General features: G+C 61.8%; 17 protein-coding genes. 7 read left to right on the top strand and 10 right to left on the bottom strand.

All coding sequences use genetic code 11. From position 1 onward, the window contains the following. Positions 1 to 5: 5 nt before the first annotated feature. The 3 genes from prmC to prfA are packed head-to-tail and all read right to left on the bottom strand — an operon-like array spanning position 6 to position 2,297. On the bottom strand, positions 6 to 842 hold the full coding sequence (prmC, locus tag WJU18_RS26855; protein ID WP_423457033.1) for a peptide chain release factor N(5)-glutamine methyltransferase: 837 nt from the start codon (positions 840 to 842) through the stop codon (positions 6 to 8). Then, positions 839 to 1,204, bottom strand: coding sequence for a BON domain-containing protein (locus WJU18_RS26850; protein WP_423457031.1), 366 nt, complete (start codon positions 1,202 to 1,204; stop codon positions 839 to 841). The genes prmC and WJU18_RS26850 overlap by 4 nt, the downstream gene beginning before the upstream one ends. Before the next feature lie 10 nt (positions 1,205 to 1,214). Continuing rightward, entirely contained in the window at positions 1,215 to 2,297 is a 1,083-nt protein-coding gene (gene prfA / locus WJU18_RS26845; RefSeq protein ID WP_423457029.1) for a peptide chain release factor 1, read from the bottom strand. A gap of 240 nt (positions 2,298 to 2,537) precedes the next feature. Between prfA and WJU18_RS26840 the strand changes: the two genes are divergently transcribed. The 6 genes from WJU18_RS26840 to WJU18_RS26815 all read left to right on the top strand — a co-directional run bounded on the left by WJU18_RS26840 (position 2,538) and on the right by WJU18_RS26815 (position 9,794). Then, on the top strand, positions 2,538 to 2,969 hold the full coding sequence (locus tag WJU18_RS26840) for a GspH/FimT family pseudopilin (RefSeq protein WP_423457027.1): 432 nt from the start codon (positions 2,538 to 2,540) through the stop codon (positions 2,967 to 2,969). Positions 2,970 to 3,129: 160 nt separating this feature from the next. Beyond that, entirely contained in the window at positions 3,130 to 3,762 is a 633-nt protein-coding gene (gene pilV / locus WJU18_RS26835; protein WP_423461105.1) for a type IV pilus modification protein PilV, read from the top strand. Next, the gene (locus WJU18_RS26830) at positions 3,759 to 4,721 is read left to right on the top strand and encodes a PilW family protein (RefSeq protein ID WP_423457025.1); all 963 of its coding nucleotides are present in this window, start codon (positions 3,759 to 3,761) and stop codon (positions 4,719 to 4,721) included. The genes pilV and WJU18_RS26830 overlap by 4 nt, the downstream gene beginning before the upstream one ends. A 100-nt stretch (positions 4,722 to 4,821) precedes the next feature. Beyond that, on the top strand, positions 4,822 to 5,574 hold the full coding sequence (locus tag WJU18_RS26825) for a pilus assembly PilX family protein (protein WP_423457023.1): 753 nt from the start codon (positions 4,822 to 4,824) through the stop codon (positions 5,572 to 5,574). Positions 5,575 to 6,716: 1,142 nt separating this feature from the next. Beyond that, on the top strand, positions 6,717 to 9,329 hold the full coding sequence (locus tag WJU18_RS26820; RefSeq protein ID WP_423457021.1) for a pilus assembly protein: 2,613 nt from the start codon (positions 6,717 to 6,719) through the stop codon (positions 9,327 to 9,329). 12 nt (positions 9,330 to 9,341) lie between these two features. After that, complete coding sequence (locus WJU18_RS26815; RefSeq protein ID WP_423457019.1) at positions 9,342 to 9,794, top strand: type IV pilin protein; 453 nt, start codon at positions 9,342 to 9,344, stop codon at positions 9,792 to 9,794. A 7-nt stretch (positions 9,795 to 9,801) separates the two neighbouring features. Here the strand turns inward: WJU18_RS26815 and hemA are convergent, their stop codons facing one another. Then, complete coding sequence (gene hemA, locus WJU18_RS26810; RefSeq protein WP_423457017.1) at positions 9,802 to 11,067, bottom strand: glutamyl-tRNA reductase; 1,266 nt, start codon at positions 11,065 to 11,067, stop codon at positions 9,802 to 9,804. 82 nt (positions 11,068 to 11,149) lie between these two features. On the opposite strand from hemA, the gene WJU18_RS26805 reads away from it, so the two are divergent. Next, the gene (locus tag WJU18_RS26805) at positions 11,150 to 11,419 is read left to right on the top strand and encodes a hypothetical protein (RefSeq protein WP_423457015.1); all 270 of its coding nucleotides are present in this window, start codon (positions 11,150 to 11,152) and stop codon (positions 11,417 to 11,419) included. A 16-nt stretch (positions 11,420 to 11,435) separates the two neighbouring features. Here WJU18_RS26805 and ugpQ read toward each other — a convergent pair whose 3' ends face one another. The 6 genes from ugpQ to ugpB form a co-directional block, all read right to left on the bottom strand. Further along, positions 11,436 to 12,173 carry a glycerophosphodiester phosphodiesterase gene (gene ugpQ, locus WJU18_RS26800; protein WP_423457013.1) on the bottom strand — a complete coding sequence of 246 codons (738 nt, stop codon included), beginning with the start codon at positions 12,171 to 12,173 and terminating at the stop codon, positions 11,436 to 11,438. Between the two features lie 15 nt (positions 12,174 to 12,188). After that, a complete protein-coding gene (gene ugpC, locus WJU18_RS26795; protein WP_423457011.1) occupies positions 12,189 to 13,211 on the bottom strand; it encodes a sn-glycerol-3-phosphate ABC transporter ATP-binding protein UgpC in 1,023 nt (340 codons plus the stop codon). Positions 13,212 to 13,279: 68 nt separating this feature from the next. Beyond that, positions 13,280 to 14,134 carry a sn-glycerol-3-phosphate ABC transporter permease UgpE gene (gene ugpE / locus WJU18_RS26790; protein ID WP_423461104.1) on the bottom strand — a complete coding sequence of 285 codons (855 nt, stop codon included), beginning with the start codon at positions 14,132 to 14,134 and terminating at the stop codon, positions 13,280 to 13,282. Between the two features lie 150 nt (positions 14,135 to 14,284). After that, positions 14,285 to 15,166, bottom strand: coding sequence for a sn-glycerol-3-phosphate ABC transporter permease UgpA (gene ugpA / locus WJU18_RS26785; RefSeq protein WP_423457009.1), 882 nt, complete (start codon positions 15,164 to 15,166; stop codon positions 14,285 to 14,287). An 86-nt stretch (positions 15,167 to 15,252) separates the two neighbouring features. After that, positions 15,253 to 15,534, bottom strand: coding sequence for a GNAT family N-acetyltransferase (locus WJU18_RS26780; protein WP_423457007.1), 282 nt, complete (start codon positions 15,532 to 15,534; stop codon positions 15,253 to 15,255). Positions 15,535 to 15,869: 335 nt separating this feature from the next. After that, positions 15,870 to 17,186, bottom strand: a complete 1,317-nt coding sequence (gene ugpB, locus WJU18_RS26775; RefSeq protein WP_423457005.1) for a sn-glycerol-3-phosphate ABC transporter substrate-binding protein UgpB — start codon at positions 17,184 to 17,186, stop codon at positions 15,870 to 15,872. Positions 17,187 to 17,253 lie beyond the last annotated feature (67 nt).

Here is a 17,253-nt window from a genome sequence, read left to right as displayed (position 1 = left end):
CGCACCTATGCCGCCATCCGCCCGCCAGAACAGCGCTCGATCCCCGCCAGATCGCACCGGGACTGCACCTGCCCGAATCCGTTTGCCGCCAGCAATGCCCGCACGGCCCCGGCCTGATCCCAGCCATGTTCCAGCAGCAGCCAGCCGCCCGGCAACAAATGGGCCGGTGCGTGGGCGATCAGGTGGCGGATATCCGCCAAGCCGTCGGGCCCGCTGACCAGCGCGGCGCGTGGCTCGTGTATCAACGCGGGGAGGTGCGGATCGCTCTCAGCGATGTAAGGCGGGTTGCTTGCGATCAGATCGAATCGTTCGCCCTGCACTGGCGCGAACCAATTCCCTGCCAGAAGGCGAAGCGGAAGATTCAGCTGCCGGGCGTTGGCCGCGGCCACAGCGAGCGCATCTTCACTACGGTCGATCGCGGTGACTTCAGCCGCCGGACGCTGGCTGCAAAGTGCCAGCGCGATCGCGCCACTGCCCGTACCCAGATCGAGCAGCCGCCACGGTACAGAGCGCGGGGCAGGGGAGCACAAATCAAGTGCCCAGTCAACGAGTGTCTCGGTGTCGTCGCGCGGATCCAGCACGCGCGCATCCACGGCCAGATCGAGGCCGTAGAAGGGTTTGCGTCCTGTCAGGTAGGCGATGGGTTCGCCGTTCATCCGGCGGCTCAGCAATGTTTCGAATCGGGCTGAGATGTCCGGGGGCAGGGCGTCGCTGTCGTGCGCCACCAGCCAGGCCCGTTCATGCAGAGGCCGTCCCAGTACATGCAGCAGCAACATGCCTGCCTCCGCGCGGGGCAGGCCGAGCGTCTGCGCGTGGGCCAGCGCTTGAGTGAGTGTGCTCAAGGGTTGGCCATGCGGTCCACGACGTCGCGCACGCCGGGTACCTGCCGAGCGGTTTGCACCGCAAGGCTTCGCTCCTCCGCGGAGGGCGGTGAGCCGTTCAGTATGATCACGCCGCTTTCGAAACCTTCCACGCGCAGGTTCGAATTGGCCAGGCGCGGCTCGGCGGCCAGCTTAGCGCGAACACGCTCGGCCAGGCGCTGTGCGCCAGCGGTTGTACCGGCATCCATTACCGCGGGAATGTTCTCGATATGGGGCACCGGAATGTTCTGCGGCGTGGCGCCCCATGGCGTGCCGCCACTGCACCCTGCGAGGAGGAGCGTGGTGCCACAGAAAGTGGCAAGAGAGAGTCTGGCAAGTTGCATGGTCTGCCTTTCACGCATTGACTTCGAGCTCGGCCATCTGTTCGGCTTCGCGCTCGGCTCGCAGTGCGCCGATCACCTCGCCGAGATCGCCTTCCATGATGTAGGAGAGCTTGTACAGTGTCAGGTTGATCCGGTGATCGGTGAGCCGCCCCTGGGGAAAATTGTAGGTGCGGATGCGGTCGCTGCGGTCGCCCGAGCCGATCAGGCCCTTGCGCGTGGCGGCTTCCTTGGCGGCGCGTTCGCTGCGCTCTTTTTCCTGGATGCGCGCTTGCAGCACCTGGAGCGCCTTGGCCTTGTTGGAGTGCTGGCTGCGTCCGTCCTGGCATTCGGCGACGATGCCCGTGGGCAGGTGGACCACACGCACGGCGGAATCGGTCTTGTTGATGTGCTGGCCGCCAGCGCCCGAAGCCCGGAAGGTGTCGATGCGCAGATCAGCCGGGTTCAGCGTGATCGCCTCGGCCTCGTCGGGCTCGGGCATCACGGCCACTGTCGCGGCGCTGGTGTGGATGCGGCCCTGGGTTTCGGTGACCGGTACGCGCTGCACCCGGTGGCCGCCGGATTCAAAGCGAAGCTGGCCGTAAACGCCAGTGCCCTCGATCCGGATCACCACCTCCTTGTAGCCGCCAATTTCACTGGGCGATTCGCTCATGATTTCGCAGCGCCAGCCCTGCCTTTCGGCATAGCGCGTATACATGCGCGCCAGATCACCGGCGAACAGCGCTGATTCGTCGCCCCCCGTGCCCGCGCGAATCTCCAGGAAAGCGTTGCGTTCGTCTTCGGGGTCCTTGGGCAGCAGCATGCGCTGGAGTTCGGCGTCCAGCTCGGTGAGCTCGGTTTCGCCGGTGGAAATTTCCTCGCGCGCGAGATCGGCCATGTCAGGGTCATCCAGCATGTCCTGTGCAGCGGCCAGATCGGCTTCGCGCTGCTGGTAGCGTTTCCAGCGCTCGGCGACGGCGGACACCTCGGTATGTTCACGCGAGAGCTTCAGGAAAGCCGGCATGTCCGACATGATGTCGGGGCGCGAGAGCAGAAAATTCAGCTCCGAGAGACGTTCGGCGTAGCGGTTGAGTTGTTGGCGGACGAAAGCTTGCATTACAGCGTGATTGTCGCTGGTTTGGCCGGCTTTCTGCCGCCCGAGCGCGTTACTCGAATCCAGTCTCCCCCTCAGGTGCTGCTTCAGCCGGATGGCCGGTCTCCGCGAACGGACCGCCCGCAAGAATTTTCGCGGCGGAGATGACTCAGACCGGAGCACGGTGAACCGTTCGTCTTCCTGAGGCTGCCACTCATCCTGTTTCCATTGCAATGGTTGGTAATACTTTTCTAGGATGCCGCCATGTATTTTTCGAGTATTCCGCCAGATCCAGAGGCAGGCCTCCGCTATCGCGAAGGGGGCTTCACTGCCGTGGAACTGCTGGTCACGTTAGCTGTTCTGGCCGTCCTGGCGACGCTCGCCGCGCCGAGTTTCACCGGTCTCATGGAGCGTTGGCGCGTCAGAGGAGCTGCGGAGGCATTGACCTCCACGCTGTACTACGCCAAATCGGAGGCCATCAAACGGGGCGGCAAAGTGGTCATCAGCAAGCTTGCCAACGACACCGGCACTTGTAAGACCGCCACGGGTAACAACGATTGGGATTGCGGTTGGTTCGTTTGCGAGGACACCAACGGCAACAAGGCCTGTGACAGTGGCGAGCCCGTGCTGCGGCGTGTCGAAGCCTCCCCGGGCTTCAGATTACGCGCCCATCCGGTGGCGCCAACATCCTCCTGAACCGCTGGGGCCTGGTTGACGGCACCTGGGTGGGCTTCAGCATGGTGCCTTATGGCGAATCGACGGCCCATGCCGCGGCGCGCGGCGTTTGCATGAGCATCGGCGGCCGCGTCCGCATCATTCTCCCTGAGGATATTCCGTGCACCAACAGCAACAACTGATGGCCAGGCGCCGATACAGCCAGCGCGGCATCACCTTGCTTGAATCTCTGGTGGCCATCGTCGTCGTCGCCCTGGGCATTTTGGGCATCATCGCCGTGCAGATGCGCACCCTTACGGACACCCAGACTGCCGTGCGCCGTGCCCAGGCCGTCCGTCTGATCGAGGACTTTAGCGAGCGCATGAAGGTCAATCCCAACGCGCTGCTGAATATGAGCGCATACACCTCCGGCTACGCCAAGAAGATGACCGACTATGAGGGCGCTGACTGCCTGGGCGCGACCTGCACCCCGGCAGAGCTCGCCAAATTCGATCTGCTGCAGTGGAAAACCACCGTGCAGGAAACCTTGCCCGGGGGGCAGGCCAGCATTTTTCTCGCGCCAGGTGAAACTGAGGACACCAACCGCCGCCAGATCGGCGTGATCATCGCCTGGCGGGAAAACGAGCGCGCAGGAACCAAAACCGACGAGATCGACGCCAGCAAGGTTCAACAAGCCGATGGTAGCTTCGCCGGTGGCACTGACGAAGGCAACGCCTGCCCGGCCGGATTCACCTGCCATCTGCAATACCTGCCGGTTTCAGCGCGCTGCGCTCCGTACGGCGGCAGCGGTGTCCAGACCGTGCACTGCCTGTGACCGCGCCGGCCGTTGCCTACACCATGGAGCCTATCCACGTGCACCTCTCTCCAAGCATGCCACTGCGCGGCGCCCGGCATCCGTCGCGGCAGCGCGGCGTGACGCTGATTGAACTGATGGTCGGCCTGGCCGTCGGGCTGCTGGTCATCGCCGTCGCCATGGGCGCCCTGATCGTCTCACGGGGTGTCTCCGGCACCGTCAGCGACGCCAGCGAGATCCAGCAACAGGGGGCCTATGTTCTGCGGGTGATTGGCGGGCAATTGCGCCAGGCCGGGTCACTGCGCCTGAACCCCGATCCTGGGGGCAACGGCACCGGCGGCGAAGTGCTCAGTGCCGTGGCTTTTGAAGTCCGGGCTACGGCGGAGGGCAGCGGAAACGGCTTCGAGCCAAAGGACGCTCTCAGCGGCGATGGAGGCAAAGTGACCACAGGGGCCATGCGCTACGCCGACAATGTGTTCATGGCGGCCGGCAAGGCAGCCACCGAAGACAAGCCAGCCGAGCTCGGTACCGACTATCTGGCGCGCAATTGCCTAGGCCTCCCAGGCAAGGACAGCACCGATAAGCGTATCGAAAGCACCTTCACGTTGTCGGGCACCTCCCTCCGATGTGAAGGCAACCAAGGCGCTAGCAACACCGCCCAGCCCATCGCGCAAAACGTCGCCCAGTTTGAAGTCAGCTACCTCGTCCAGGGGCTTCCGGATGTGCTTGGAACCTCGATGCAATACCGCGCGGGAAGTGACATGCCTGTTGCGGGGGACGCCATGTGGCGCCGCGTTCAGGGCGTGCAGGTCTGCCTGGTGCTCTTCGGCACCGAGCCGGTCGACATGCCTGCCGGCAGCAGCTACACCGACTGCAATGGCGAGAGCGTGGACATCACCAAACTCGAAGGCGCGCGCCACAACCGCATGCACCTGCTGTTCCGCAACACCTTTCAGGTGCGCAGCCAGGGGCTGCTCTGATGCCACGCACCGCGAAGCCGCTCATGCCACACGTTCCGCGTTCCGCCAGAAGCCGCTCCTACCCCCGCAGGCGCCGTACGCAGGCCAGCGCGGGGCGACGATGTTCATCGTCATCGTCTTCGTCATGCTGTCCATGCTGCTCGCGCTATGGGCCTCGCGCACGGCCCTGTTCAATGAACTGGTGGTCGGCAACGACGCCGATTACCAGCGCGCGGCCGAAGCCGCCCAGGCGCTGATACAGGACGCTGAACTCGATATCCGGGGTGAAAAATCCGACGGCAGCCTGTGCATCGGCCCGCCTTGCCGCGCCTATTCCGGCAAGTCGGACATGCTGCAGTTCCCGGGTGACACCCAGGAAATCAATCCCCTCATCATGCAACTGGAGGCCGAGCCTACCCGCTGCAAATATGGCCTCTGCGCGCGGCGCGTGGGCCGGCAGGATTTCTGGAACTACGCCACGGAGGCCACACAGGTGGTCCCGTCTGCCAACCCCAATGTGGGCGAAGTGCCGCTGTACGCCTCCTCGGCGGATGGCGTTGCGCTGACCGCCAAGGGCATCGGTGCACGCTATGGTGAGTTTACCGGCGCGGTCAACACCGCCGATGCCGGCCAGCTCAACCCGATCCTGACCGAAACCGAAGCCGGCAAAGGCGGCTGGTACTGGATCGAGATCATGCGCTACAGCGATGCGGCCCGTAGCGCCAACCTGGTCGTGGACGCCAAGACCAGCACGTTGGCGCTGAACCTGGACGTTTATGTGATTTATCGGATCACTGCCTTGGCCGTGGGGCGCAAGCCGGGGAGCACTGTCGTGCTGCAAGAGACCTACGCCCGCCAGAGGTTGAAGGATTGAAGCGCGTGGTGTCTTTAAAACAACTTCTGTTGATCTGCCCGAATCAGCTTTCCGAGGAGCACGCCATGCCCCGAGCCAAACATTTGCCGTTTTCCAAAAACCTGGTGGCGATCGCCGTTGGCGCCGCGCTGGTTCCGTCGGCCGGCTGGGCGCTGGAATTGGTGCAGGAGCCGCCATTGCCCACATCCAGATCGGCTTTCGTGGCGCCGAACGTGATTATTTCAATCGATGATTCGGGGAGTATGGATTGGGGTGTCAAAACTACCAGCGACGGCTCGTCAAAAACGGGCAAAGGCTATACCCAGCCAAAGGATGACGGGACCTGGGCCAGCGATGCCAAGCGCATCAATGTTCTTAAATATGCGTTGAAAACCGTTTTCAACAGCACGGATTTAATACCGGAAAACAAGATACGCATCGCGTGGCAGGCTATGCATAACAACGGAAATTCAAGCGGCGCGAGCAATGTTAATAGTTCCAGCATGAAAACCAATTCAATGCGGCCCATTGATGGAAACGTGGGGAACAACACGCAACGCGCGAATTTCCTGAGTTTTGTGGATAGCCTGAAGGCAAATAACGGCACACCTTCGCACGACATGTTTAGCCAAGCGGACGCTTACATGCGCCGTTCACTTTCCAAGAGTAGCCCTTGGTCGACCGACCCTGGCGGCACTGGCAGCAAAAGCACGGAATATCTCGGTTGTCGCCGAAATTATCACATCATGATGACCGACGGCGTCTGGAATGGCACGGTATCAGGCGATTCACAGGACGGCAAGAACTGGAGCGCTCTGAACGGCCGGAAAGCTTATAGCACCACATCAGATCAAACGCGAGTTTACTACGATAGTTATTCAAATACGCTGGCTGACTGGGCTTTCAAGAGTTGGATGGATCCGCTGCAAGATCCCAAGAATCTGAAAGATGCGGATCGCCTTATCCCGTCGACGATATACGAAGAAGCTCCAGCAACGGAAAATTATTCGAAATCCGTTACAACCTACAAGAACGGAAAATGCCTTGAGACAAATTGGTGGGGAAGTTGTACAAAATGGGAGCAAGTGCCGACTACAACCACAAAATCCGTAGATTTGCAGAAATACTGGAATCCGAAGTACAACCCCGCCACGTGGCCGCACATGGTCACCTATACCATCGGTTTCAGCGAGCAGGCCACTTCCTGGAAGCTGAGCCCCGACATTGCAGTTCCCAGTGAAACGGTCCCGTTTGGATACACCGGGGGGTTCATTGATTTGGTCACCGGCTGGGCCACCTGGCCCGATCTGCAGTCCAGCGACCATCACAAGAGCGATTCGAATTCTGACCGCCCGCTGGACCTGTGGCATGCCGCCATCAACGGCCGTGGCCGTTTCTATGCCGTCACGGAGGCCGAAAACCTTGCCAAGGCCTTTACTGAAATCATTGGCAAGATCAACGAGGAAAGCGCACCCTTGCCCGACAACATTGCCGGTGGCGGCAGTACCAGCGGCTACAACGTGTCGCAGAACAACGCCGGTATCTTTGCCTCGGTCTATAGCCCGAAGGATGGCTGGAGCGGCTACATCACTGCCACGCGCGCCATCGAGCCGGAGGAGTATGCGTGTCCCACCAAGGATGACCCGGAGAAAAAGTGCATCCGCTTTCCTGACGTGGTGGCCGGCTGGGAGGGCAACACCACGGCTGACCGGCTCGACGCGCTGGCGAACGTGACCAGCCGGGTGGTTCTGAGCTGGAGCGACAGTGCCAGCGCGGGCATTCCATTCAAATGGACCGATACGGCCATCGGCTACAGCACCGCACAGAAGTGGGCGTTGCTGGGCGTGACCTCCGGTGACACCGCTCAGGACCCCTTGAAGGCCAAGGGACAGAACCTCGTCAACTTCATTCGGGGTGACCACGCGCTGGAAGGTGCCACCGAAGCCAAGCCGTTCCGGGTGCGCCATAGCAGGCAGGGTGATGTGGTCAATTCGGAGATCTGGTACACCGGCGGCCCAGTCAACAACTTTGGGGACGGTTACCTGAGTTTTGTGAAGGCCCAGAAAAGCCGCACACCCGTTCTGTACGTGGGCGGCAATGACGGCATGCTTCACGGATTCTCGGCCAAGAACGGCAATGAACTGCTGGCCTACGTGCCGCGCGGCGTGGTGAGCAACCTGAAAGATCTGGCCGACCCTGACTACGCGCACAAGTATTTCGTCGACGGCTCGCCCATGACTGGCGATATCAAGGACAGCAGCACCTGGAAGACCCTGCTGGTAGGCACGCTGGGCGCTGGCGGCAAGGGCTATTTCGTGTTGAATGTGACCGATCCATCCAGCTTCGGTGATACCAGCACGAAGGCGGCTGAGTTGGTGGAGCTGGATCTCACCCGAGGCAACACTGAAGCCACTCCCAGTTGCAACGGGCTCACTGGCGCAGCCCTGAGCCGTTGCGAATCGGTGGCCGATCTGGGCAACATCACGGCCCAACCCGGGCGCAACCCTGCCAACATGCAAGAGGCTACGCAGATCACGCGCATGAACAACGGCCGTTGGGCGGTGGTGATGGGCAACGGCTACAACAGTGCCAACCGGCGCCCGGTGCTGCTGGTGCAGTATCTCGATGGCGACAAGGCGCTGGTGCGCGTGCAAGCCACTTCGGCTGAAACCGGCGTCGGTAACGCCAATGACAATGGGCTGGCTTCACCCGCCCTGGTGGACCTCAATGGCGACGGCAAGACCGACATCGTGTACGCGGGCGACAACTTGGGCAACCTCTGGAAATTCGACTTGACCAGCACCAACTCAGCCGAATGGAAAGTGGCTTTTGGCGGTACCAGCAACAGCGACGCGGGGACGGGCAAGCCACTGTTCACCGCGAGAGGCCTGGCGACGCTGAACGGCTCCACACGCAACCAGATCCAGCCGATCACGGCCCCGCCCATCGTGCGCGCCAATGACCGCTTCATGACCATCGGTGAGGGTGATACGAAAACATCCGTGGCGGTCGGCGGCATGATGGTGGCCTTCGGCACGGGCCGCAACCTGACCGCGAACGACCGCCGCACCGACATTGCCCAGAACATCCAAACGCTGTATTCGGTGCTGGACAACACGCGCTACCGCACGAAAGAGGGCACGACCCATCTGGAGGTTCACCCAGGCACCAACGATTGCAGCACCAAACCTGCCACCTGCGTGCCGACGCCCGCGCCTCTGGGCACCATGCCGACGGATGGCGCCATTCTGGCCAAGCAGAAAATCACCACAGTGAACGGCGACGATGCCACAGTGGTTCCCTCCGACAAAGACAACACGCTGACTATTGACACCTGGAGCAAATTCAAAGGCTGGTATCTCGATCTGCCGTTCACCGGCGAGCGGTTGATCAAACCCATGCAGTTCTTCGATGGCAGCAACATCCTGGCGGTCTATACCGAAACGCCCAATGGCACCAAGAACAGTGAAAGCGACAACATCAACGAGAGCTGTGTGCCGGTCAAGGTGGACACCAGCGCTGGCAGCCAGTTCCGCACACTGATCAATATCCAGGATGGCAAGCGACCCACGGTCCAACTGGTGGATTACAACAATGATGGCCTCTATAACGCCTCAGACCTGTATGTGAACCGTGTGGCGGTCAAGACAGGCACGCCGATCCTGATCACCAAGCCGAACAACATCGTTGACTTGACCGGTGGTGGTGGCGACAGGGATACCCTGGCACGCATGCCTGAGCAGTCCACGCGCCCGAGCTGGCGCCAAGTCAAATAAAAGGAAATCAAGATGCCGGCGAGCACCATCGTGAACCCTGGCGCCACCAGTGAGCGGGGGTTCACCCTGATCGAGCTGATGATCGTGGTGGCGGTGATTGCCATCCTGACGGCCATTGCCATGCCGAGCTACAACGAATACATCCGGCGAGGGTACCGGGCCGATGCGCGGGCGGGCCTGCTTCAGGCGCAGCAGTGGCTGGAGCGCGCCGCCACTGCCATGGGGAACTATCCCACTACGCTGCCGGCAACGCTCACCTGGTCAGGCGACGCCACGAAGCGCTACACCATTGGTTTCGCGGAAGACAACACCAACACCGAATACACGCTGACTGCCACCCCGAACGAGGGCCCTCAAGCGAGCGACAAGTGCGGCACCTATACCCTGTCGAATACCGGTGTGCGCGGTGCCAATGGCAAGCTGGAGAACGAAGCCGGGTACAACCCGGATTGCTGGGGTAAATAGACGAGGGTCACGACCGCAGGAAAAGCCGTGAGATGGCCTCGACCGTCTGTTCCCGTTGGCCGGCGTCTGCCGTGCGGAGCTCGGCCAGTGCGCCGTGAAGCATTTTTTGCGTCAGGCCGCGGCTGAGCGCTTCCAGCACGGCTTCCACATCTTCGCCCTTGGCCAGGCGTTTACGGGCGCGCTCCAGCTCCAGGGCGCGCCATTCGTCGGTCTGGGCGTTGAGTTGCTGGATCAGCGGCACCACGCCGCCAGCCGGATCCCGTTGATCAATCCAATGCATGAAGCTTTGCACGCCGGCATCGATGATGGCTTCGGCCTGTGCCACTGCCGCCTGGCGGTTGGCCTGGCCGGTCTGCACGACCTGGGCCAGGTCATCCACCGTGTAGAGATAAACGTCTTCCAGCTCGCGCACCTCGGGCTCGATGTCGCGCGGCACGGCCAGATCAACCATGAACATCGGGCGGTGGCGCCGCTTTTTCAGCGCGCGTTCGATGGCGCCCAGGCCAATGATCGGCAGCGTGCTGGCGGTGCAACTGATGACGGCATCGAATTCATGCAGGCGCTCGGGCAAATCGGCCAGGCGCATCACCTCTCCGCCCAACCGGGAGGCCAGCTTCTCGCCACGCTCCAGTGTGCGGTTGGCAATGGCGATGGCTTTAGGCTCCTTGGCGGAGAAGTGAGTGGCCGCTAACTCAATCATCTCGCCAGCGCCTACGAATAGCACCTTGATTTGCCGCAGGTCTTCAAACAGGTTGCTGGCCAGGCGCACGGCGGCGGCGGCCATGCTGATGCTGTGGGCTCCGATCTCGGTGGAGCTGCGTACCTGCTTGGCAATGGAAAAACTGCGCTGGAACAACTGGTTTAGCGTGCTGCCCAGGGCGCCCGCGTCTTCGGCGGCGCGCACGGCGCTTTTCATCTGCCCCAGGATCTGCGGTTCGCCCAGCACCATGGAGTCGAGCCCGCTGGCGACGCGGAAGGCATGGCGTGCCGCCAGGCCGTTTTCCAGTACATAGGTATGCTCGCGCAGGGCCGTGGCAGGCACGTCGCCAGAGCGGGCCAGCCATTCCAGGGTGTGGTCGATCTGGACCCGCTCGCTGGCGCAATAGACCTCTGTGCGGTTGCAGGTGGAGAGGATGGCGGCTTCCGGGTGGCGGCTGTGCGATTGGCGCAGGCCGGCCAGCGCAGGCGCCAGTTGATCGAGCGCGAACGCGAAACGGCCGCGCAGATCCAGCGGCGCGGTGTTGTGATTAAGTCCAAGTGCCCATACGGCCATGGGGCAGATTATAAAATTTGCAGACGGTTTCAGTTTTGCCCAGGGTTATCCATGGCGCATGGACTTGACCTGCATCAAGAATATGAACATCCTCGATCTGATCTGGCACCTGGCAGGCTTTATCGCTCCCGCGCTGTTTGTCGCGCTGGGCGTGGCGTTGGCCGCGGGTATTTTTGCAGAGAAAAAAGCCTTTGCCCGAAGGTTGGGCCGGCAAGTCGGCCTCAATTTCGCGGTCGGCGTTGCGGTGCTGATGATCGGGCTGGCGCTCACGGGGCATGACGGGCGCATGCTGACCTACGCGGCGTTGGTCGTGGCAGTCGCCACCAACCAACTCGTGCTGGGGAAAAAATAACCTACTCTTGGGCCGCTCAACCAGGCGCGAACAGATCCACGCGGTCGCTCACTACGCCATCGGTACCCAGGGCGATCAGCCGCTCTGCGGCCCATTCGTCGTTCACGGTATAGGACAGGCAGCGCATGCCCATGGCCTTGACCTGGGCGACCAAAGCCGGATCCCACAGGGCATGGTTGCAGACAACCGCCGCGCACTGCAGTTGCCGGGCGCGATCCGCCCAGTCGTCCCACAGGGTATCGAGCAGCAGGCCGCGCGGCAGTTCGGGGGCGGTTTTCATGGCGCCCAGCAGGGATTCCGGACGGAACGAGGTCAGCAAAGGGGGTGTGGCGGCGTTCTGCCACAGGTGTGAGGTTAGCTTCGCTACGGCCTGCCCCGTGCGCTCTTCCTCACCCGGGGTGGGTTTGATCTCGATGTCGAGAAAGTAATGGTTGGCCAGGCACCAGCGGGCCAGGTTTTCCAGTGTAGGGATGGTTTCGCCCGCGTACGCGCGCGAGTGCCAACGGCCGGCATCGAGCTGCGCAAGTTCTGACCATGGCCGCTTCCCGGCAACGCCATGGCCGCTGGTGGTGCGTTCCAGGGTGTTGTCGTGCAGCAGGAAGAGGACGCCGTCGGCGCTCAGCTTGGCATCGCATTCGAACATGCGCCAGCCATGCTGGGCACCGAGACGGAAGGCTGCCAAGGTGTTTTCCGGAGCCAGCTTGCCAGCGCCTCGGTGGGCAATCCAGAAGGGATAGGGCCAGGTCGTGGTCATGACGGGAGACGACGGCTATTGTTCCAGCCGCTTTCCGGTCGTCTCATCAAAGCCATGAATACGATCTTCCAGCGGCACGACATGCAGCGTTTGCCCGATCGCGGGTGGCGCTTCGGTTTCGTGCATGCGCAAGATGGTCATGGGGCCCTGTTCGCCGCCGAGGTGGCCGTATATCAAGCGCTCCGCGCCCAGCATTTCGACAGTTTCCACTGCCAGCCGCCAGCCGCCTGAATCGACCACGCGCAAATGTTCGGGCCGAATTCCTAACAAAGCGCCGTCGCGCACGCCCTCCACGCCTTTGAGCAGATTCATGGGCGGCGAGCCGATGAAGGTGGCCACGAAGGTGGTGGCGGGGCGGTGATAAACCTCTTCGGGGGTGCCGAATTGCTCCATGCGGCCAGCGTTCATCACGATCATGCGCTCGGCCAGGGTCATGGCTTCCACCTGGTCGTGCGTCACGAAAAGGCTGGTGATGCCGAGCTCGCGGTGCAGTTTTTCGATCTCCAGCCGTGTTTGCGCGCGCAGCTTGGCATCGAGGTTGGAGAGCGGCTCGTCAAACAGGAAGACCTGCGGCTGCCGCACGATGGCCCGCCCCATGGCCACGCGCTGGCGCTGGCCGCCGGAAAGCTCGCGCGGCTTGCGTTGCAGCAGGGCGCCCAACTCCAGAATGGCCGCTGCCTTGTCGACCCGGGCAATGATTTCAGGCGTAGGTACTTTCTTGATCTTCAGGCCATAGGCCATGTTGTCGAACACGCTCATGTGCGGATAGAGCGCATAGTTCTGAAACACCATGGCAATGTCGCGCTCGGCGGGTTCCAGCTCGTTCACTACGCGCCCACCGATGCTGATGGTGCCTCCAGAGACTTCCTCCAGTCCCGCCACCATGCGTAGGAGGGTTGATTTGCCGCAGCCCGAGGGGCCCACGATGACCACGAACTCACCGTCGTTGATCTCGGCGTTGACGCCATGGATGACTTGGTTGGCCTTGGGGCCGGCGCCGTAGCGTTTGATGACGTTGTTGAATTCGATGGCGGCCATGAGGGGATGTGAGCGTTAGGTGTTGGGCGTTGAGAGCGTGTGAGGGCTGCGGTTTTCCTTGGCGCCCTCTATTTTTCGGTGTCCACAAGCCCTTTCACGAACCATTTCTGCATCAGGATCACCACCAGTGCCGGCGGCAGCATGGCCAGAATGGCAGTGGCCATGACGACGTTCCACTCGACGTAGATCTCGCCGAAGATGGCGCGCTTGATGCCCAGCACGATCGGGTACATGTCTTCGCTGGTGGTCACGATCAGGGGCCACAGGTACTGGTTCCAGCCATAGATGAACTGGATCACGAACAGGGCGGCCATGCTGGTCTTGGAGAGCGGCAGCAGAATGTCCTTGAAAAAGCGCATCGGCCCCGCGCCGTCGATGCGGGCGGCTTCGGCGAGTTCGTCGGGTACCGTCAGGAAAAATTGACGGAACAGGAAGGTGGCCGTGGCCGAGGCGATCAACGGTACCGTGAGGCCGGCGTAGCTGTTGAGCATCTTCAGATCGGAGATGACCTCATAGGTCGGCCCGATGCGCACTTCCACCGGCAGCATCAAGGTGATGAAGATCATCCAGAACACCAGCCCGCGGAACGGAAAGCGGAAATACACCAGCGCGAACGCCGAGAGCAGCGAAATGGCGATCTTGCCCAGCGCGATGACCATGGCGGTCACGAAACTCACCCACAGCATCGGCCACCCGGCGGCAATGGTGGAGCCGTTGGCTGTTTTGCCACCCAGCAGGGCCAGCTGATAGGTGTACGCGAAGTTGTTTCCGGGCACGAGCGACAGCGGCGAGCTGCCCGCGATCTGTTGCGCTGTCTGCGTGGACATGATGAAGGCCACGAAGACCGGGAAGGCGACGATGCCCACGCCCACGATCAGCACGGCGTGGGCCACGGCATCCAGCAAGGGGCGGCGTTCGATCATCATGGGGTCAGTAATCGACGGCAGTGCGGCGCGCTGCCAGGAGTTCGTGAGGCTGCGGAGCAAGCCATGCGGGGCCACCGCGGAGCGGGCTTGGCCCGGCCGCTGGTGGTGTCCCCGTGGGGGATGGCGCGTAAGCGACTCAGGGGGGCATCAGTACTGGACTTTCTTCTCGACGAAGCGGAACTGGAACACAGTGAGCAAAATGACGATGCTCATCAGCACCACCGATTGCGCGGCGGAGCCGCCCATGTCGAGCGCCTTGAAGCCATCGTAGTACACGCGGTAGACCAGGATGGCGGTGTCCTTGCCCGGGCCGCCGTGGGTAGCGGCATCCACAATGGCGAAGGTTTCGAAGAAGGCATAGATCACGTTCATCACCAGCAGGAAGAACGTGGTGGGCGAGAGCAGGGGGAACACGATGGTCCAGAAGCGCCGCCAGGGCGTGGCGCCATCGATGGTGGCCGCTTCGATCACCGCGTTCGGAATGGACTGCAGCCCCGCCAGGAAGAACAGGAAGTTGTAGGAGATCTGTTTCCACACCGCGGCGATCACGATCAGCGTCATGGCATCGCGGGGATTGAGCAGGTGGTTCCACTCGAAACCCATGGCTTGCAGCGCATAGGAAACCACACCCCAGGGTGAGGCGAACATCATCAGCCACAGCACGCCGGCCACGACGGGCGCCACGGCGTAAGGCCAGATCAGCAAAGTCTTGTAGACGGCCGCGCCGCGCACGACCCGATTGGCCATCACGGCCAGGAGCAACGCGATGCTGATGCCCAGCACGGCGACCAGCAGCGAGAAAACGGCGGTGGTCTGGAAAGAGGCGAGGTAACTCGGGTCTTCAATGAGCCGCTCGAAATTGGCGAGGCCGACGAATTCCCGGCTGGTGCCGAAGGCGTCTTCCTGCAACACGCTCTGGTAGATGGCTTGCGTGGCCGGCCAAAAGAAAAACACCAGCACGATGGCCATCTGCGGCACGATCAGAAGCCATGGCAGCCAGGCGGATTTGAAACGGACACGCTTTTCCATGGCAAAGGATGATAGCCGTCTGAGGCGTTGAGAAAGAGGTGTCGGCTTCAGGGATTACGCCAGTATCCGCACTTCGGATACCGTCTTCAAGGGGCGCGCAGGCTGGCTACCTCCGGGTGTTCGTCCATGTATTTGGCGATGAAGGTGCACGTGGGGATGGCACGGGCGCCAAGAGCCCGGATATCTCCCAGCGCATAGCCCACGAGAAGGCCGCCCAGGCCTTTTCCCTGCTGGCTCGGGTCGATTTCCGTATGCGTCAGATCAACAACGCCCTCGGCTGCTGCTTCGTAAGTGATGTGGCCGACCACTTGGCTGCTTTCCAGGATTTCGTAGCGCTGCTCCGCAGTGTTTTTTCTGAATTCAGGCATGAGGGGCTTCTAGGCTTGCATGGCTGCTTGAGGTATAGGAATAGCTTTAGATGGTGTCGCAAAGGCCCATCCGCCTGACTCCTTCCCCCGGCAAGCATAGGATCTACACATCTTTGGATGTTTATCCCCGTCATTCCCGCGCAGGCGGGAATCCAGGGATAAGAAGCGCGGATACCCAACATGGTGTGCAGTGGGATTGGCAGAATGGGGATGCAAAGGCAGTGCTTTTGCTGGCGTAGCGCCACGTAACCCTGGATTCCCGCCTGCGCGGGAATGACGGGAACAGATGTGTAGATACCTATGCTCAGCGAGGGAAGGAGTCAGGCAGTGTGGCCTCAGCCCTTGTTCGCCTTCTGGAACCGCTCCAGTTGCTCGTTGCCGCGCTTCACCACATTGTCCAGCGCCTCCTTGGCGGTCTTCTTGCCGGCCCACACGCCTTCCATCTCCTCATCGATGATGGTGCGGATCTGCACGAAATTGCCCAGGCGTACGCCGCGCGATTTGTCGGTGGTCTTGCGGATCATCTGCGTGACCGCGACATCGGCGCCAGGGTTCTGCTTGTAGAAGCCGGATTTCTCGGTCAGTTCGAAGGAGGCCTTGGTCACTGGCAGGTAGCCGGTGCGCTGATGGCTGGCCGCGGCCACTTCAGGCTTGGAAAGGTAAGCGAAGAACTGGCCGATGCCCTTGTACTCGGCCGGCTTCTTGCCCGACATGACCCACAGGCTGGCGCCGCCGATCACGGTATTTTGCGGCGATCCCGGTACATCCGGGTAGTAGGGGAGGGTGCTGGTGCCCGCAGCAAACTTGGCGTTGCGCTTGACGTTGCCATACAGGCCCGAAGAACCGGTCATCATGGCGCATTCGCCAGAGACGAAGGTGGCGTCGGCGGCGTTGTTGCGGCCTTTGTACACGAACAGCCCCTGCTTGGCCATGTTCGCCAGGTTCTCAATGTGGCGCAGGTGCAGCGGCGTATTGACCGCCAAGCGGGTGTTCAGGCCGCCGAAACCATTGTTCTGAGTGGCGAACAGCACGTTATGCCAGGCGCTGAAGCTTTCCAGCTGCGTCCAGCTGACCCAACTGGTCGTGAAGGGGCACTTGTGGCCCGAGATCTTGAGCTTGGCGGCGGCAGAGGCCACTTCAGGCCATGTCTTCGGCGGCTTTTCCGGATCCAGGCCCGCGGCCTTGAACGCATCCTTGTTGTAGTGCAGCACCGTGGTGGAGCTGTTGAATGGGAACGACAGCATCTGCCCATTGGGCGCGGTGTAGTAACCAGCCACGGCAGGGATGTAGGCGCCCTGATCGAAAGTGACGCCGGCCTGTTTCATGACCTCGGCCACTGGCTTGATGGCGCCCTTGCTGGCCATCATGGTGGCGGTGCCGACCTCGAACACCTGCAGGATGTGCGGGGCGTTACCAGCGCGGAAGGCCGCGATGGCGGCCGTCATGGATTCATCGTAGCCGCCCTTGAAGGTAGGCACGATCTTGTATTCCTTCTGGCTGGCATTGAACTCCTTGGCCAGGTCATTCACCCACTCTCCCAGGGCGCCGCCCATGGAGTGCCACCACTGGATCTCGGTCTGGGCATGCGCGGGGAGGGCCAGAACGGCGGCGAAAGCCGCTGCGGCGAGAGGAAGGCGGTCAAAGATTTTCATGAAGGCTCCAAAAAATATCGCACGAGGGTGCATGCGATTGATGACAGCGGAATTGAAGAACCATTTC

Source organism: Ottowia sp. VDI28, from assembly GCF_049532675.1.
Classification (GTDB): Bacteria; Pseudomonadota; Gammaproteobacteria; order Burkholderiales; family Burkholderiaceae_C; genus Ottowia.
The sequence above is the reverse complement of the archived record's forward strand: the minus strand, read 5'-3'. Positions and strand labels throughout refer to the sequence as shown.

Excerpts from the sequence above, each read along its gene's own strand:
- WJU18_RS26840 (WP_423457027.1), top strand. The coding sequence starts at position 2,538 with ATGTATTTTTCGAGTATTCCGCCAGATCCAGAGGCAGGCCTCCGCTAT.
- WJU18_RS26825 (WP_423457023.1), top strand. The coding sequence starts at position 4,822 with ATGTTCATCGTCATCGTCTTCGTCATGCTGTCCATGCTGCTCGCGCTA.
- ugpQ (WP_423457013.1), bottom strand. The coding sequence starts at position 12,173 with ATGACCACGACCTGGCCCTATCCCTTCTGGATTGCCCACCGAGGCGCT.
- hemA (WP_423457017.1), bottom strand. The coding sequence starts at position 11,067 with ATGGCCGTATGGGCACTTGGACTTAATCACAACACCGCGCCGCTGGAT.
- WJU18_RS26805 (WP_423457015.1), top strand. The coding sequence starts at position 11,150 with ATGAACATCCTCGATCTGATCTGGCACCTGGCAGGCTTTATCGCTCCC.
- ugpA (WP_423457009.1), bottom strand. The coding sequence starts at position 15,166 with ATGGAAAAGCGTGTCCGTTTCAAATCCGCCTGGCTGCCATGGCTTCTG.
- WJU18_RS26780 (WP_423457007.1), bottom strand. The coding sequence starts at position 15,534 with ATGCCTGAATTCAGAAAAAACACTGCGGAGCAGCGCTACGAAATCCTG.
- pilV (WP_423461105.1), top strand. The coding sequence starts at position 3,130 with ATGGCCAGGCGCCGATACAGCCAGCGCGGCATCACCTTGCTTGAATCT.
- WJU18_RS26820 (WP_423457021.1), top strand. The coding sequence starts at position 6,717 with ATGGTCACCTATACCATCGGTTTCAGCGAGCAGGCCACTTCCTGGAAG.
- WJU18_RS26850 (WP_423457031.1), bottom strand. The coding sequence starts at position 1,204 with ATGCAACTTGCCAGACTCTCTCTTGCCACTTTCTGTGGCACCACGCTC.
- ugpB (WP_423457005.1), bottom strand. The coding sequence starts at position 17,186 with ATGAAAATCTTTGACCGCCTTCCTCTCGCCGCAGCGGCTTTCGCCGCC.
- ugpE (WP_423461104.1), bottom strand. The coding sequence starts at position 14,134 with ATGATCGAACGCCGCCCCTTGCTGGATGCCGTGGCCCACGCCGTGCTG.
- ugpC (WP_423457011.1), bottom strand. The coding sequence starts at position 13,211 with ATGGCCGCCATCGAATTCAACAACGTCATCAAACGCTACGGCGCCGGC.
- WJU18_RS26815 (WP_423457019.1), top strand. The coding sequence starts at position 9,342 with ATGCCGGCGAGCACCATCGTGAACCCTGGCGCCACCAGTGAGCGGGGG.
- prfA (WP_423457029.1), bottom strand. The coding sequence starts at position 2,297 with ATGCAAGCTTTCGTCCGCCAACAACTCAACCGCTACGCCGAACGTCTC.